Source organism: Haloferax sp. SDI50, assembly GCF_059802635.1.
In genome coordinates this window covers 2,240,283-2,253,729 of the sequence record NZ_JBPULL010000001.1, presented here as the reverse complement: position 1 = coordinate 2,253,729, position 13,447 = coordinate 2,240,283, and the positions used below count along the sequence as shown (strand labels likewise).

Here is a 13,447-nt window from a genome sequence, read left to right as displayed (position 1 = left end):
GGGTTTAAATGTTGAGCGTGTAGAGGCGCTTGCGCGCGTCGGAGAACGAAAACCGGGAGTCGACCGCGCCCTCGTCTTCCAGTCGGGAGAGCGCGTAGCGGACGGTTCGTGGGGGCAGAAGCGACTCCTCGGCGATTTGGCTCTGGGTGAGCGTGTCCTCGTAGTCGAGAATCTTCGCGACCAACTTGGCGCTCGGGGGCATGTCCCGAACCGACGCCCAGCGGTCGTCTGCGTCGGGTTCGGACTCGCGTTCGACTGCTTCCGTAGTGCTCATCGTACGATACACCAAGCAATGCTATTAGATAATATTTGCTATCCAGATTTATTACTGGTAAGAATTTGTGTGACACGCGTCAGACTCGTCATCCGGGCGGCAGACGCCCCCTAGGCGGCGAATCCCTCACACACCCGAAGCCTCTTATGAACCTGCACCCTATGCCGGATGATGACCGATACTGTGGACGACGTCGATCTCCCCTACGATAAGGACTCGGCGTCGCAGCAGGAGAAGATCACCGCCCTTCAAGAGCGGCTCGAAGTTCTCGAAACGCAGAACGAGGAGATGCGCGACAAGCTCCTCGACACGAACGCCGAGAACAACAAGTATCAACAGAAGCTCGAGCGCCTTACCCACGAGAACAAGAAGCTCAAGCAGTCGCCGCTCTTCGTTGCGACGGTTCAGGAAATCACCGACGAGGGGGTCATCATCAAGCAGCACGGTAACAACCAAGAGGCCCTCACCGAAGTGACCGACGAGATGCGCGAAGAGCTCGAACCCGACGCGCGCGTCGCCGTGAACAACTCCCTCTCCATCGTCAAGCGACTCGACAAGGAGACGGACGTCCGGGCGCGCGTGATGCAGGTCGAACACAGCCCCGACGTGACCTACGAGGACATCGGCGGCCTCGAAGAGCAGATGCAGGAGGTCCGCGAGACGGTCGAGATGCCGCTCGACCGCCCCGAGATGTTCGCTGAGGTCGGCATCGACCCGCCGTCGGGCGTGCTCCTCTACGGCCCGCCAGGCACCGGGAAGACGATGCTCGCGAAGGCCGTCGCCAACCAGACGAACGCCTCGTTCATCAAGATGGCCGGCTCCGAGCTGGTGCACAAGTTCATCGGCGAGGGCGCGAAGCTCGTCCGCGACCTGTTCGAAGTCGCCCGCGAGAACGAGCCCGCCGTCATCTTCATCGACGAGATAGACGCCATCGCCTCGAAGCGCACGGACTCGAAGACCTCCGGCGACGCCGAGGTCCAGCGCACGATGATGCAGCTCCTCGCCGAGATGGACGGCTTCGACGAGCGCGGCAACATCCGCATCATCGCGGCGACCAACCGCTTCGACATGCTCGACCCCGCGATTCTCCGCCCCGGTCGGTTCGACCGCCTCATCGAGGTGCCCAAGCCGAACGAGGACGGCCGCGAGATAATCTTCCAGATTCACACCCGGAAGATGAACGTCTCCGACGACGTGGACTTCGTCGAACTCGCCGAGATGGCCGACAACGCCTCCGGTGCCGACATCAAGGCCGTCTGTACGGAAGCCGGGATGTTCGCCATCCGCGACGACCGCACGGAGATATTCATGCAGGACTTCGTCGACGCCTGGGAGAAGATACAGCAGGAAGCCTCGGACGAGACCGAAGTCTCCCGCGCGTTCGCGTAACCGACGCGCGAGCCACGTTTCGTTCCGCCCGAGTTCGGATTTCGACTCCGTTCGGATTCACTTTTCGCGCGACGCCGACCGGCGAGTGACTACGCCGCGAACGCGACGTACGGCAGGACGAACAGCGCGAGGAACATCGCCGTGAGGATGAGCCCGTAGCCGCCGAGCGTCGCGGCCGCGGTCAGCCACGATTCGCGCCGGCCGGGGAGTTCGAACGCGGACATGGTCGCCCAGTCGCGGTCGTAGATGATAAATCGTCGGTGTTTCGGCTCCGACGACCGCCGCGGCGACCACCGGAACCCGAACGACTGAAACCGACCGGGTCGCACCCACAGGTATGGGCACGCCACTCGAAAGCCGCGAGGCGCAGGCCGAGGAGGTCCTCGACCGACTGTACGAGGAGTACCCCGACACCACCATCTCGCTTTCTTACTCGAATCGCCTCGAACTGCTCATCGCCGTCATGCTTTCGGCGCAGTGTACCGACGAGCGCGTCAACAAGGTCACCGCGGAACTGTTCGAGAAGTACGACGACGCCGCGGACTACGCCGCCGCCGACCAAGAGGAGCTGGCCGACGACATCAGCTCCATCACCTACTACAACAACAAGGCGAAGTACATCCGCTCCGCCTGCGCGGACATCATCGAGAAACACGACGGCGAAGTCCCCGACACCATGTCCGCGCTGACCGACCTCGCCGGCGTCGGCCGGAAGACCGCGAACGTCGTCCTCCAGCACGGCCACGACATCGTGGAGGGCATCGTCGTCGACACCCACGTCCAGCGGCTCTCGCGCCGCCTCGGGCTGACCGAAGAGGAGTACCCCGAGCGAATCGAGGAGGACCTGATGCCGGTCGTCCCCGAGCGAGACTGGCAGCAGTTCACGCATCTGTTCATCAGCCACGGGCGGGCCGTCTGCGACGCGCGCAACCCCGACTGCGAGGCGTGCGTGCTCGAAGACGTCTGTCCGTCGTCGAAGCTCGACCACGACGTCGACCTCGCCAGCGGCGAGGCGTGGTAATCAGCCGAACACGTAGCCGCTCAGGTAGCGATAGATGCCGAGCAGCCACGCGAGGATCCAGAAGACGACGTAGCCGAAGACGCCGACGCGGAGACGGCCGCGCCACGCGCCCATGTTCTCGTGGAGGTCGTCGAGCGACACGTCTTGGTCCGGGTCGCGGTAGAGGTCGGCCCCCCACTTGGCCTGGAAGATGCGGACGATGCCCGTGAGCGCGAAGACGAGCATCGCGTAGGCTTGCAGGCCGAGAATCGCGTGCAGGGCGCTGAGGCCGTTGAGTTGCTGAAAGAGCCGCGGGAGCATCCACGTGACGACCGGGACCGTGTTCAACACGAGGCCGGGGAAGATGATTTTGAGGTGGTAGACGAGCACGTCCCACGACACCGTCTCGGCGTCTATCATTATCCACGCGCCGTAAATGTAGAAGGGAAAGCTGGCCGTGACGGTAATCGCGGCGAGCGTGGCGAAAGTCGTCTCGTCTGCCATCGCACGGCGTTAGGACCCGGTCGGCCTAAAGGGACCGATGCGCGGCGTCCCGTTCGAGCGCTAGACCACGCGGCGGCCCCCGAACGCCGGCCGCGACGCCCCAGATTCGAGTCTCGAACCACGCTTTCGAGCGCCGGACCAACCGGACGCCGTGCTTCGGCGCGTCGCGCGGTGAGTCGCTCGCGGGGGACTCGGGGTCGGAACACGTTTACCGGCGTGGACCTTACTCCGGGCCGATGTCAGACTCGTCTTCCGCCCCGGCCGACGACGGCTCGTCACCGGACGCGGACGCCGACGCCGCGATGTCCGACGCGGAGCTCGCGGCCCTCCGCGAGGAGGTCGAAGCCAAGTACGACTTCGAGAACTTCGGCCCGGCCGACATGGCGAAGATGACCCCCGAGGAGTGGGACGCCGCGTTCGACCCCGACTCGTGGATCGTCGGCGAGGAGCTGCTCGACCGCGTCGAACAGGAACTCCGCTACCGCGTCGCGATTCGCGAGGTGTTCGCCGTCCTCGAACGCGTGACCGAAGACGGCGAGCCGCGGATTCTCGCGTACTCCGACGAGGGCTACGCCGTCGTCTACCCCGACGGGAGCGTCGAGGGCGAAGGCACCGTCCTCCGCGACGTGAAACCGACCGTCGCGCTCTGTTCGATGGAGGACTTCGAGGTGAACGACGCGCCCGAGACCGTCAGGCTCCCCGAACCCGACGAGGTCGCACAGGGGACCGGCGACTTCGGCAACCGGATGCTCCAAATCGTCGCGTTCGGCCAGTTGCTCGGCGGATTCGCGCTCATCGGGGCGTGGGTCGTCCTCCCCGACCTCGATTCGATTATCGCGCCGCTGGCCGGCCTGGGCTTTCTCGTCATCGGCTTTTTCCTCTTCGTCGTCGTGGCCAACGCCCGGCTCTCGGACCGCTTCCGCGCCGAGGAGTACCGGGATAGGCTCCGCGTCATGGGTCTCGAAGGCGGGTCACGTCCCGAGTTCGTGCCCGCGTTCGACGGGGACGAAACCGCCGCGCCGTTGATCGAGCCTCCCGAGCGAGACGCCCACAGTTCTGAGGGTTGACCCCGACCCGAACCCACCTCGTAAACCACCTCCGTGACGGCATAGTCGGTGGGTTTAAGCGCGTCCCATCCTGACGAACGACCGTATGAAAAGGCGGGAGTTTCTCCGAACGGCTGGCGGTGCGACAGCCGCCGCGACCGCTGCCGCCGGGACCGCTGCTGCGCAGGAAGGCGGCGGTGGAGCGCAGGTTCAGCCCGACTTCGGTGGCTACCTCGACGGCATCGACGGAGGGTACGAAGACCTCCGCGGCCAAAGCGAGGTCACTATCGAGGTCGGCGCGTCCGGAAACGGCGGGAACCTGGCGTTCGCACCGGCTGGCATCTGGATCGACCCCGGCACGACCGTGACGTGGGAGTGGACCGGCGAAGGCGGCGGACACAACGTCGTCGCGAGCGAGGGTGCGTCGCTCGACTCCGGCGCGTCCGTCTCCGAGGCCGGGAGCACCTACGAGTTCACGTTCGAGAACGGTGGCATCACGAAGTACCACTGTGTGCCGCACAAGGCGCTCGGCATGCTCGGGGCAGTCGCCGTCGGCGACGACGTGGCGACTATCAGCACCGGCGGTGGCGGCGAGAAGGAACTGCACGAACTCGGCGTCCCGATTCAGGCCCACTGGGTCGGGTCGGCGACGATTCTCGGCATCCTCGTCACCATCATCTACACGTTCTTCATCTTGAAGTACGGCGAGTCCCCAAATACGGGTAACACCGGAGGTGGCGAATAATGTCTTCGACCGGCAGCACATACGGTGACATTCACCGATACGAACCGGCGCGAGAGAGCACCGCCGCGGCCATCGCAATCGTCCTTCTGACGGTCATCGAGGTCGTGTTCGTGTTCCTCTTCACGTACGGCTTCGTCTCGGGCTGGGGACTGACCGACACGGGGAACATGTTCCTCGGCGGCATCCTCGCCGTCATCTTCGTGGACCTCGCGTTCATCCTCGCGCTGTACCGCAAGGAGTTCCTCCCCGACGTGATGATCGTCAAAAAGCGGCGTCGTAAGTGGGAAGACCTCTACGTCCGCGAAGAGGACGTCGACGGTGTTACCGTCAGCAGCGATGACGCGTGGGAACAGGTCAAGCGCGCGGTGTACCCCTACTACAAGCGATAAACAATGAGTCTCGAACGCAAAGACGACTACGACCACAAGGCCTGGATGAAAAAGAAGGACCTCACTCCGGTCGAGGCCACCTTCCTCACCACGCTCATCTGGCTGGATAAGCGACTCCGCATCGTCGATTATCTAGAGCTTCTGGAGACGCTCTACTACCGAGTCAACCTCCAGATGCCGAAGAGCCACACCGAGCAGTACAACCTCGACAACAAGTTCTGGTACTGGTACCCCCTGTACACACTGGGCTTGTTCTCGACGCTCGCGTACGTCGTCGCGGCGATAAGCGGGGCCCTTCTCGGGTTCTACTACTCCCCCGCGACGACCGGCGACCCGACCACGGCCTACAACAGTATCGAGTTCATCATGCGCGACCTGCAGTTCGGCTTCATGCTCCGCTCCGTCCATCGCTGGGCGGCGCAGGTCATGGTCGCCGCCGTGTTCCTGCACATGCTCCGTGTCTACTTCACGGGGTCGTACAAGGAACCCCGCGAGCTGAACTGGCTCCTCGGCATCGTCCTCATCAGTCTGACGATGGTGTTCGGGTACACCGGATACCTCCTGCCGTGGGACCAGCTCGCGTTCTGGGCCGGGCAGATCGGCGTCGAGATGGCGCTGTCGGTCCCGCTCGCCGGCGAGTGGGTCGCACAGCTCCTGTTCGGTGGCTTCTCGCTGGGCCAGTCGACGCTACAGCGTATGTACATCATTCACGTGTTCCTGCTCCCGTTCGTCGTGACGACGCTCATCGCGATCCACATCGGTATCGTGTGGGTGCAGGGCATCGCGGAGCCGCACTGAGGTGACAACTATGAGCGACAACGAACCCGAAAACGAGGAGATTCGATCCGACGGCGCGGGCATTGTGGCCCCGGACGACGAGACGCCGACATGGAGTGAGCGCAAGGCTCGCAAGACCGGCCTCTCTCGGCTCACCTACGAGTACTTCGAACGCGCACGTCGCGAAGACCAGGACCTCCGCACGGAGTCCGACTACGTCGAACGCGACGTGCTCGCGTTCCCCACGTGGCCTCACGAGACCGTCCGCAACCTCTCTATCGCGTCGTTCTTCGTCGGGATGATTCTGTTCCTCTCGGCGACGATGCCGCCGCACATCGGTGGCCCCGCGAACCCGTCGAGCACGCCGGCGGTCATCCTGCCCGACTGGTATCTCTACTGGTCGTTCGGACTGCTCAAACTCGGTCCGCTCAACCCCGAAATCGCCATTCTGGGCGATCAGATGCTGATGGCCGACCGCACGTACGGCGTGCTGGCCAACGGCGTCGTCGTCGGCTTCATCGCCATCGTGCCCTTCCTCAACAAGGGCTCGGCCCGGCGACCCGTCGAACAGCCGTTCTGGTCCGCAGTCGGCGTCTTCGGCGTGGTGTTCGCATTCACCATCTCGCTACTGGCCATCAAGAACCTCATGCCCATGAACGTCGACCTGCTGTTCGACCTGACGTTCCTGCTGCCGTTCGTCTTCGGGACCATCACCTACGCGGTGTTGAAGACGATGCGTGAGGGGTATATGTACAACCTCAACCGCCGCTACTACCGGCTTCGCCCGCCGAAATAGAGCGGAACCACTACCAACCGTCCCTTCTTAGCGTCACTGATGACAGATAGCGACGCAACCGGTCGAACCGGCGACAGCGACGGGACGCAGCGCGGACGCCGCGGCCGGCGCGACATCGTCGTTCCCATGCGGCTCTACAAGACGATTACCGTCTTTTCGACGCTCATCGCCGTCGTGGGCGTGGTCCTCGGCTTCGTCTTCCTCGACGCTGCGACGCTACAAGTGAGCGCCCTCCGCGCGGTCGTCGCCGGCGCGCTCGGCGCGCTCGGCATCGGCGTCGCAGACGGGCTACTCAGCACGGCGCTCGCGGTCGTCGGGCTGAGCATCATCGCGTTCGGCGCGGTCGTCTACACGCTCGGCACTCGCTTTCGCGCCCAAGGAATGGGAAAGTCTCAAGAGGACTCCGGCGAAGACTCGAACAATGGCTGACGAATTCATCAAGGGTCTGGGTATCCTGACCGGCTCCGGACTCGCGTGGCTGGTGCTGGCGTCGTGGTACCGGACGACCAGCTTCGAGAGCACCCAACAGCTCATCGCACCGCTGGAGTCCGGTGCGACCGAGGGACTGTTCAACATCATCGGCGTCACCCTGATGGACGTGTTCCTCTGGTTCGCACTCCTCGGCGCGCTCACCTTCTGGGTCCTCATCCCGGCGGGTCACCAGATCATGGACGCGCTCCAAGAGCGCCGCAACGCGCAGTAAGCCGACACGACGCCGTCTCTGCTCCTCTCATTTCGATTCGCGTCGCTGAAAAGTCCCTCAGAATAGCGGTCGCGTTCGGCGCGGTCTCCCGCGTCGGATTGGAAAAACTCTAATGAGTCTCGCCCCGACGGTCCTGTATGCACCCATTACAGTTCCTCGTCCCGCTCGACCAGTTGGCGGCGGTCGAACCGGTCGTCCCGCACGTGGCGCTCGTGCTCGTGCTTGCGAACTTCGCGACGCGTTTCCTCGGCCATCGGTCGCACGTCCGGCAGGCCGAGGAGGGTGGTGAGGAGGCCATCTCCCGGTATCTCCCGCACACGATCACTTCGGGCGCGCTCGTGGTGACCTCGTTCCTCTTCTTGGTCGTCGAGCCGCACGGCGGCATGGTGCTGTCCGTGCTGGTCGTCGGGATGTTCGTCACCGACTTCTTCGAGTTCGAAGCGCGCAAGGTCGAAGCCCGCACCGACAAACCGCTCGAACGCCCGAACGGCTCGCTCGTCGCCGCGGGGCTCGTGCTCCTGTACGCCGGGTTCCAGAGTCTCTTCTTCCTCGTCTCGGACTACTGGAGCCTCATCGTCTAAGCTCGCGACGCTCGCTTTTCCGCGTCGCGCTTCGCACCGCGCACGAGGAACACGTATTTTCGCCACGTCGAGCGCCGCGGCTCGACGGCTCAGTCGCGTCGAACGCGGCGCTCACTCGACCAGCATCGGGACGCTTCCGTCGCGGTCGACGACCACAGACTCCGACGGAGGGACTTCCCGGATGACCTCGTCGTCGGCGACGAGCGAGACGGGCGCGTCGTCGCGTTCGACCGACAGTCTGACCGGGGGTTGGAGAACCCACGAGTTCGTCTGGGTCGCGTACGGCGAGACGGGAACGACCGCGAGCCCGGCGGCCGGGCCGACGACCGCGCCGCCAGCGGCGCGCGCGTAGCCGGAGCTTCCGAGCGGTGTGGCGACGACGACGCCGTCGGCGCGGAACTCGTCGACCGAGGTCCAGCGCGTCGCCGCGCGCGACTCGTCGGGCGGGTCGGACGAAAACGGGACCGCCGCCTCCGCGTGGGCGACGCCGTACTCGGAGATGTGCGCCGGCTCGCTCGTGACGAGCATCGCGTCGAGGAGCGCGCGGCCCACCGCGTCGCCGCCGATGCGGAGCGAGAGCGTCGGATGATCGACGACCCGGCCGTCGCCCGCGGCGAACGCGGACAGCCGCGCTCCGAGGTCGCGCCGCGGCGTGGCCCACGGCGCACCGCAGTCGACGGGGACGACCGGACACGCCCACTCGGAGCCGAGCGCGACCGTCGAGAGCGCCGACTCGCCGACCGCGACGACGGCGTCCGCGTCGGCCGGCTCCGATTCGACCGACGCACCGGCTGCTCTGACGGCGGTGGCGACCGAGTCGTCACCGACGATACCGAATTTCATCGTCGTCCACCCGCGGCGAGCCCCCGTAGCATCGTCCCGTGCTACGCCGCGGCGAATAAAAGCCCTCGTGGTTCGGTCCGGTGGTGGACGGCGCGGGCCGGGCGCGGACCGGGCGGTCGGGCGGGCCGGACGGGTGCTGTGCGTCGCCGACGCCTCAGAACGGCCAGTCGCCGGTGACTTTCATGCCTTCCGCTTGGTCTTCGGCTTCGAGCGCGGCCGCGATGTCGGCGGGGTCTGCGTGGGGTATTTCGCGGTCGGCGTCGGCGAGTTCGACGGTCAGTTCGGTCAGGAGAATCGCCTGCTCGCGGAGCGTCCGCGACTCCAGTTTCTCGATGGTGTCGGCGTGGGTGTGGCCCCAGCCGCGGCCGCGGCCCTCCTTTTCGCTGCCGACCATGTACGCCGGGACGCCGTGGGCGACGAACGGCCAGTGGTCGCTGTGGGGGAGCTGTTCGGGCAGCGTCGAAACGTCGTGGTCGAACCGCTCGGCGACGGTCTCGGCGGCGGCTTCGAGTTCGTCGAAGCCGTGGGTGGTGAGCTTGAGCGTCCGCCCGGCGACGACGCCGTCGTTGTTGACGATTGCTTTCACGTCGCTTCGGGCGTCGCCGAGGCGTTCGGCCTCGTACGCGGAGCCGACGAGGCCGACTTCCTCCGCGCCGAAGCAGACGAATCGGACGCGCGTGTCGAGTTCGTCCTCGCGGGCGGCGAGCGCGCGGGCGACTTCGACCACCATCGCGGTGCCCGCGCCGTTGTCCATCGCGCCCTCGGCGATGTCGTGGGCGTCGAGGTGGCTCGTAACGAGCACCTCCTCGTCGGTGTCGGGGCCGAGTTCGGCGTGGACGTTCCCGCTTTCGGCCGCGGGCGCTTCGCAGGTCACGTCGACGGTCACTTCGTCGCCGTCGAACCGGCGGCGGAGGCGCGCGCCGACCTCTTTGCTCACGCCGACCGCGGGGATGTCACCGATGGGCGCGTCGGCGGTGCCGACGCTCCCCGTGGGCGGGAGTTGACCGGGAACGTGGTTAGCGAAGACGAACGCGGCCGCGCCGGCCTCGACGGCGTAGTAGTACTTCTCGCGGCGGTGGATGAAGCGGTCGTAGTGGTCGGGGACCGTCGTGGAGACGACGACGACCTTCCCCGAGAGGTCGCGGTCGAAGTCCTCGGGCAGGCCGTAGCCGAGGTCGACCAGTTCGCCGCTCGCGGTGCCGGCTGGACTGCGCGGGAGCGCGATACAGTCTTGGGTGGTGTCGGCGGCGTAGACGGCGCTGTTGCCGCGCTCCCAGCCCTGAATCTCGAAGGGGTCGATTCGGGCGTTCCGCGCGCCGACGCGTTCGAGGGCGTCTCGCGTCGCCTCCATCGCCTCGCGCTCGCCGGGCGAGCCGGTCATCCGGTTGCCGATGTCGACGAGTCGCTCTAAGTGGTTCCAGCCGACCTCGCTGGTGAACGTGTCGCCTATCCAGTCACTCATAGTGGACCGTCTCGCGGGACCGTGGTAACCGTTGCGATGGGTCGAAAACGCGGCGGTGATGAGACGGAGAAATCGGCCGACACCGGCGGGACGCTCGCTTCGTCGTGTCGCGGCCGCGAGCGCGGGTGAGCGAGCGCCGAACCGCGACTCCGCCCGCGGACGAGCGGCAGGTTCAAGGACCATCTATCACGTACGTTCATCCATGACCGACGTGCGAATCGCCGGGGTCGGGCTGACGAAGTTCGGCAGTCACCCCGAGCGAACCGGCCGCGACCTGTTCGCGGAGGCCGCCCTCGCCGCCCGCGAGGACGCCGGCGTCTCCCGCGACGACTACGAGGAACTCTTCTACGGCAACTTCATGGGCGAACTCGCCGAGAAACAGGGCCATCAGGGGCCGATCATGGCCGAGGCCGCCGGCCTCGACTGCCCCGCGACCCGCTACGAACAGGCTTGTGCCTCCGCGGGCGTCGCCTTCCGACAGGCCGTCGCGACGATTCGGAGCGGCGCGGCCGACGTGGTCCTCGCCGGCGGCATGGAGCGCATGAACAACCTCGGCACCGCCGAGGTGACCCAGTCGCTCGCCATCGCCGCGGACGAACTGTTCGAGGTCCGCGCGGGCGTCACGTTCCCCGGCGCGTACGCGCTCATGGCCCGCGCGTACTTCGACGCCTTCGGCGGCGACAGCGAGGACCTCGCGCACATCGCGGTGAAGAACCACGCCAACGCGATGCAGAACGACTACGCGCAGTTCCACCGCGAAATCACGGTCGACGACGCGCTCGAAAGCCCCGTCGTCGCAGACCCGCTTTCCCTCTACGACGCCTGTCCCATCACCGACGGCGCGAGCGCGGTCGTCCTCGTCAGCGACGACTACGCCGAGCGCCACGGCCTCGACGCGCCCGTCTCCGTCACCGGGTCGGGACAGGGCGGCGATAAGGCGGCGCTCCAAGACAGACCCCACCTCGCGCGGACGCCCGCCGCGACGAAGGCCGCCGACGCCGCCTACGCGGACGCCGGCATCGGCCCCGACGACGTGGACGTGGCCGAGGTCCACGACTGCTTTACCATCGCCGAGGTGCTCGCGCTCGAATCCCTCGGCCTCTACGACCACGGCGAGGGTGTCGGCGCGGCCGCCCGCGGCGAGACGACTCGCGACGGCGACCTCCCGGTGAACCTCTCGGGCGGCCTCAAGGCGAAGGGCCACCCCGTCGGCGCGACGGGGACCGCCCAAGTCGTCGAGATGACGAAGCTCCTCCGCGGCGACCACGGCAACAGCGACGCGGTTCCCGACGCCCGCGTCGGCGTCACCCACAACGCGGGCGGGACCGTTGCCAGCGCGGTCGTCCACGTCTTGGAGGTGGACCGATGACCGACACCGGCTACGACGAGTGGCTGGCCGCAATCGCGGACGGCGAGGGCTACTACCTCGCGTGCCCCGACGGCCACGGCTCGCTCCCGCCGCGGCGCTCCTGTCCGCACTGCGGCGCGGCCGAGTTGACCGAGGAACCGCTCCCGGCGACGGGCGAGATACGCACCTTCACCGAGGTGCACGTCCCCGCGCCGAACTTCGCAGACGAAGCGCCCTACGTGACGGCCGTCGCGTCGTTCGGCCCCGTCAAGCTCACGGGCGTCGTCCGCGACCTCCCCGCCGACGAGGTGGACCTCGGCACGACCGTCTCGGTCGGCGTGGGCGAGAACGCGACGACCGACGAGCGGTTGGTCGTGTTCCGGCCCGCGAGCGAGTAGGCGCATCGCTGCGCGGCCACTTACTCGTCGCGCGCCTCCGCGGCCTCCAGCGGCGAGCGCCAGCCGAAGACGTACGACCCGAGGATCCACGCCCAGAATCCGGCCGCGAGGAGCGCGATGGCACCGTACAGGAACAGCGAGAACAACGAGAGGGGGTCGAGCATCGGTTCGGTGATTGAATTGCCGTGGCGACGCTCAGTCGAGGGCGTCGCGGACGGTGTCGACGAAGGCGTTCGGGAACTCGACGTGCGGGAGCAACATCGCGTCGTCGAAGACGACGAGCGTGCAGTCCGCGGCGTCCGCGAGGTCGCGGCCCCGCTTCAGCGGCGTGATGTCGCTCTCGCGGCCCCAGACGAGCGTCGTCGGCACGTCGAGCGCCGCCAGCGCCTCGCCGAGGTCGATGTCGGTGTTGAGGTAGCCGGAGATGAACGACGCCGGCGCGAAGCGCGCGCCCTCCTGATGAGCCGTGCGCCACTCGTACTCCTGCCACTCCTCGCCGGCCTTCTCGGGGTCGTAGTAGCCGTGGTCGGCGTTGAAGTAGCGAATCGACGGCCGGGAGGCGACGACGTTGAACAGCGCCTCGCCGACGACCGGCGCGCGGACGAGTTCGCGGAGCCACTCCTTCGGGTCGGGGCCGCCGCGCGACGTGGGACAGACGAGGACGAACCGCGAGACCGACACGTCGTCTCGCTCCGCGGCGGCGACGGTGTACGCGGCCGTGAGCGACGAGGCGAGGACCGCGGGGTCGTCGTACTCGGCGAGGAAGTCGCCGACGAAGTCCTCGTAGAGCGCGGGCGAGTAGTACAGCGCCGGGCGGTCCGACAGGCCGAACCCGGGGAGGTCGGGCGCGACGACGTGGTAGTCCTCGGCGAGCGTCGAAAACACCTCGCGGAACTCGCCGGACGACCCCGCGGCGTTGATACCGTGGAGGAGGACGAGCGTCGGGTCGTCTTCGTTTCCAGCTTCGACATACGATACGTCCATGCCGCGCCAGCGGTACGTTTCGTGAGTCCCGGACAGCGGCGGTTCGAGGGGCCCAACGCGTTTCGAGAGGGCCGCGTTGGCCGCGGCGGTGAGGCCGACGCCGGCGGCGGCCAGTCCGATGGCTCGTCGGAGTTTCATGTCACGTAGATGGCGCGCGGTGACCTTAATTCGCCCGCCCGTGGCGGGATGGTGGGCGGGGCAAACGTCG

At 66.8% G+C, this 13,447-nt stretch carries 19 protein-coding genes; 12 read left to right on the top strand and 7 right to left on the bottom strand.

The genetic code is table 11. The features are described 5' to 3' along the window. Positions 1 to 4: 4 nt before the first annotated feature. A complete protein-coding gene (locus tag ACSR87_RS11900; RefSeq protein ID WP_004044086.1) occupies positions 5 to 274 on the bottom strand; it encodes a helix-turn-helix domain-containing protein in 270 nt (89 codons plus the stop codon). A gap of 171 nt (positions 275 to 445) precedes the next feature. Between ACSR87_RS11900 and pan1 the strand changes: the two genes are divergently transcribed. Then, positions 446 to 1,663, top strand: a complete 1,218-nt coding sequence (gene pan1, locus ACSR87_RS11895) for a proteasome-activating nucleotidase Pan1 (RefSeq protein WP_004064311.1) — start codon at positions 446 to 448, stop codon at positions 1,661 to 1,663. Positions 1,664 to 1,752: 89 nt separating this feature from the next. On the opposite strand, the gene ACSR87_RS11890 is transcribed toward pan1, so the two are convergent. Continuing rightward, the gene (locus ACSR87_RS11890) at positions 1,753 to 1,887 is read right to left on the bottom strand and encodes a hypothetical protein (RefSeq protein WP_498530611.1); all 135 of its coding nucleotides are present in this window, start codon (positions 1,885 to 1,887) and stop codon (positions 1,753 to 1,755) included. A gap of 113 nt (positions 1,888 to 2,000) precedes the next feature. Between ACSR87_RS11890 and nth the strand changes: the two genes are divergently transcribed. After that, positions 2,001 to 2,684, top strand: coding sequence for an endonuclease III (gene nth, locus ACSR87_RS11885; RefSeq protein WP_498530610.1), 684 nt, complete (start codon positions 2,001 to 2,003; stop codon positions 2,682 to 2,684). Here nth and ACSR87_RS11880 read toward each other — a convergent pair whose 3' ends face one another. Beyond that, a complete protein-coding gene (locus ACSR87_RS11880; RefSeq protein ID WP_498530609.1) occupies positions 2,685 to 3,167 on the bottom strand; it encodes a DUF7321 family protein in 483 nt (160 codons plus the stop codon). A gap of 236 nt (positions 3,168 to 3,403) precedes the next feature. Between ACSR87_RS11880 and ACSR87_RS11875 the strand changes: the two genes are divergently transcribed. The 8 genes from ACSR87_RS11875 to ACSR87_RS11840 all read left to right on the top strand — a co-directional run bounded on the left by ACSR87_RS11875 (position 3,404) and on the right by ACSR87_RS11840 (position 8,204). Further along, positions 3,404 to 4,234, top strand: coding sequence for a DUF7319 domain-containing protein (locus ACSR87_RS11875; protein ID WP_498530608.1), 831 nt, complete (start codon positions 3,404 to 3,406; stop codon positions 4,232 to 4,234). An 85-nt stretch (positions 4,235 to 4,319) separates the two neighbouring features. Further along, complete coding sequence (locus tag ACSR87_RS11870) at positions 4,320 to 4,958, top strand: halocyanin domain-containing protein (RefSeq protein ID WP_498530607.1); 639 nt, start codon at positions 4,320 to 4,322, stop codon at positions 4,956 to 4,958. Continuing rightward, positions 4,958 to 5,347, top strand: coding sequence for a DUF7318 family protein (locus tag ACSR87_RS11865; protein WP_004064315.1), 390 nt, complete (start codon positions 4,958 to 4,960; stop codon positions 5,345 to 5,347). The genes ACSR87_RS11870 and ACSR87_RS11865 overlap by 1 nt, the downstream gene beginning before the upstream one ends. Positions 5,348 to 5,350: 3 nt before the next feature. Further along, positions 5,351 to 6,145, top strand: a complete 795-nt coding sequence (locus tag ACSR87_RS11860; RefSeq protein ID WP_004044094.1) for a cytochrome b — start codon at positions 5,351 to 5,353, stop codon at positions 6,143 to 6,145. Positions 6,146 to 6,155: 10 nt separating this feature from the next. Continuing rightward, complete coding sequence (locus ACSR87_RS11855; RefSeq protein ID WP_004044095.1) at positions 6,156 to 6,920, top strand: cytochrome b family protein; 765 nt, start codon at positions 6,156 to 6,158, stop codon at positions 6,918 to 6,920. A 39-nt stretch (positions 6,921 to 6,959) separates the two neighbouring features. Then, on the top strand, positions 6,960 to 7,349 hold the full coding sequence (locus ACSR87_RS11850; RefSeq protein ID WP_008577738.1) for a DUF7315 family membrane protein: 390 nt from the start codon (positions 6,960 to 6,962) through the stop codon (positions 7,347 to 7,349). Then, a complete protein-coding gene (locus ACSR87_RS11845) occupies positions 7,342 to 7,623 on the top strand; it encodes a DUF7314 family protein (protein WP_004044097.1) in 282 nt (93 codons plus the stop codon). Before ACSR87_RS11850 ends, ACSR87_RS11845 begins: the two co-directional genes overlap by 8 nt. A gap of 137 nt (positions 7,624 to 7,760) precedes the next feature. Continuing rightward, complete coding sequence (locus tag ACSR87_RS11840) at positions 7,761 to 8,204, top strand: DUF7313 family protein (protein WP_004044098.1); 444 nt, start codon at positions 7,761 to 7,763, stop codon at positions 8,202 to 8,204. A 111-nt stretch (positions 8,205 to 8,315) separates the two neighbouring features. Here the strand turns inward: ACSR87_RS11840 and ACSR87_RS11835 are convergent, their stop codons facing one another. Both ACSR87_RS11835 and ACSR87_RS11830 read right to left on the bottom strand, forming a co-directional pair. Then, entirely contained in the window at positions 8,316 to 9,047 is a 732-nt protein-coding gene (locus ACSR87_RS11835; protein WP_498530606.1) for an NAD(+)/NADH kinase, read from the bottom strand. A gap of 154 nt (positions 9,048 to 9,201) precedes the next feature. After that, complete coding sequence (locus ACSR87_RS11830; protein WP_498530605.1) at positions 9,202 to 10,509, bottom strand: M28 family peptidase; 1,308 nt, start codon at positions 10,507 to 10,509, stop codon at positions 9,202 to 9,204. 202 nt (positions 10,510 to 10,711) lie between these two features. On the opposite strand from ACSR87_RS11830, the gene ACSR87_RS11825 reads away from it, so the two are divergent. Continuing rightward, positions 10,712 to 11,878 carry a thiolase domain-containing protein gene (locus tag ACSR87_RS11825; protein ID WP_498530604.1) on the top strand — a complete coding sequence of 389 codons (1,167 nt, stop codon included), beginning with the start codon at positions 10,712 to 10,714 and terminating at the stop codon, positions 11,876 to 11,878. Further along, on the top strand, positions 11,875 to 12,255 hold the full coding sequence (locus ACSR87_RS11820; protein ID WP_498530603.1) for a Zn-ribbon domain-containing OB-fold protein: 381 nt from the start codon (positions 11,875 to 11,877) through the stop codon (positions 12,253 to 12,255). Before ACSR87_RS11825 ends, ACSR87_RS11820 begins: the two co-directional genes overlap by 4 nt. A gap of 20 nt (positions 12,256 to 12,275) precedes the next feature. Here ACSR87_RS11820 and ACSR87_RS11815 read toward each other — a convergent pair whose 3' ends face one another. Next, positions 12,276 to 12,419, bottom strand: coding sequence for a hypothetical protein (locus tag ACSR87_RS11815; protein ID WP_498530602.1), 144 nt, complete (start codon positions 12,417 to 12,419; stop codon positions 12,276 to 12,278). 31 nt (positions 12,420 to 12,450) lie between these two features. Beyond that, complete coding sequence (locus tag ACSR87_RS11810; RefSeq protein ID WP_498530601.1) at positions 12,451 to 13,377, bottom strand: alpha/beta fold hydrolase; 927 nt, start codon at positions 13,375 to 13,377, stop codon at positions 12,451 to 12,453. Between the last annotated feature and the right edge of the window lie 70 nt (positions 13,378 to 13,447).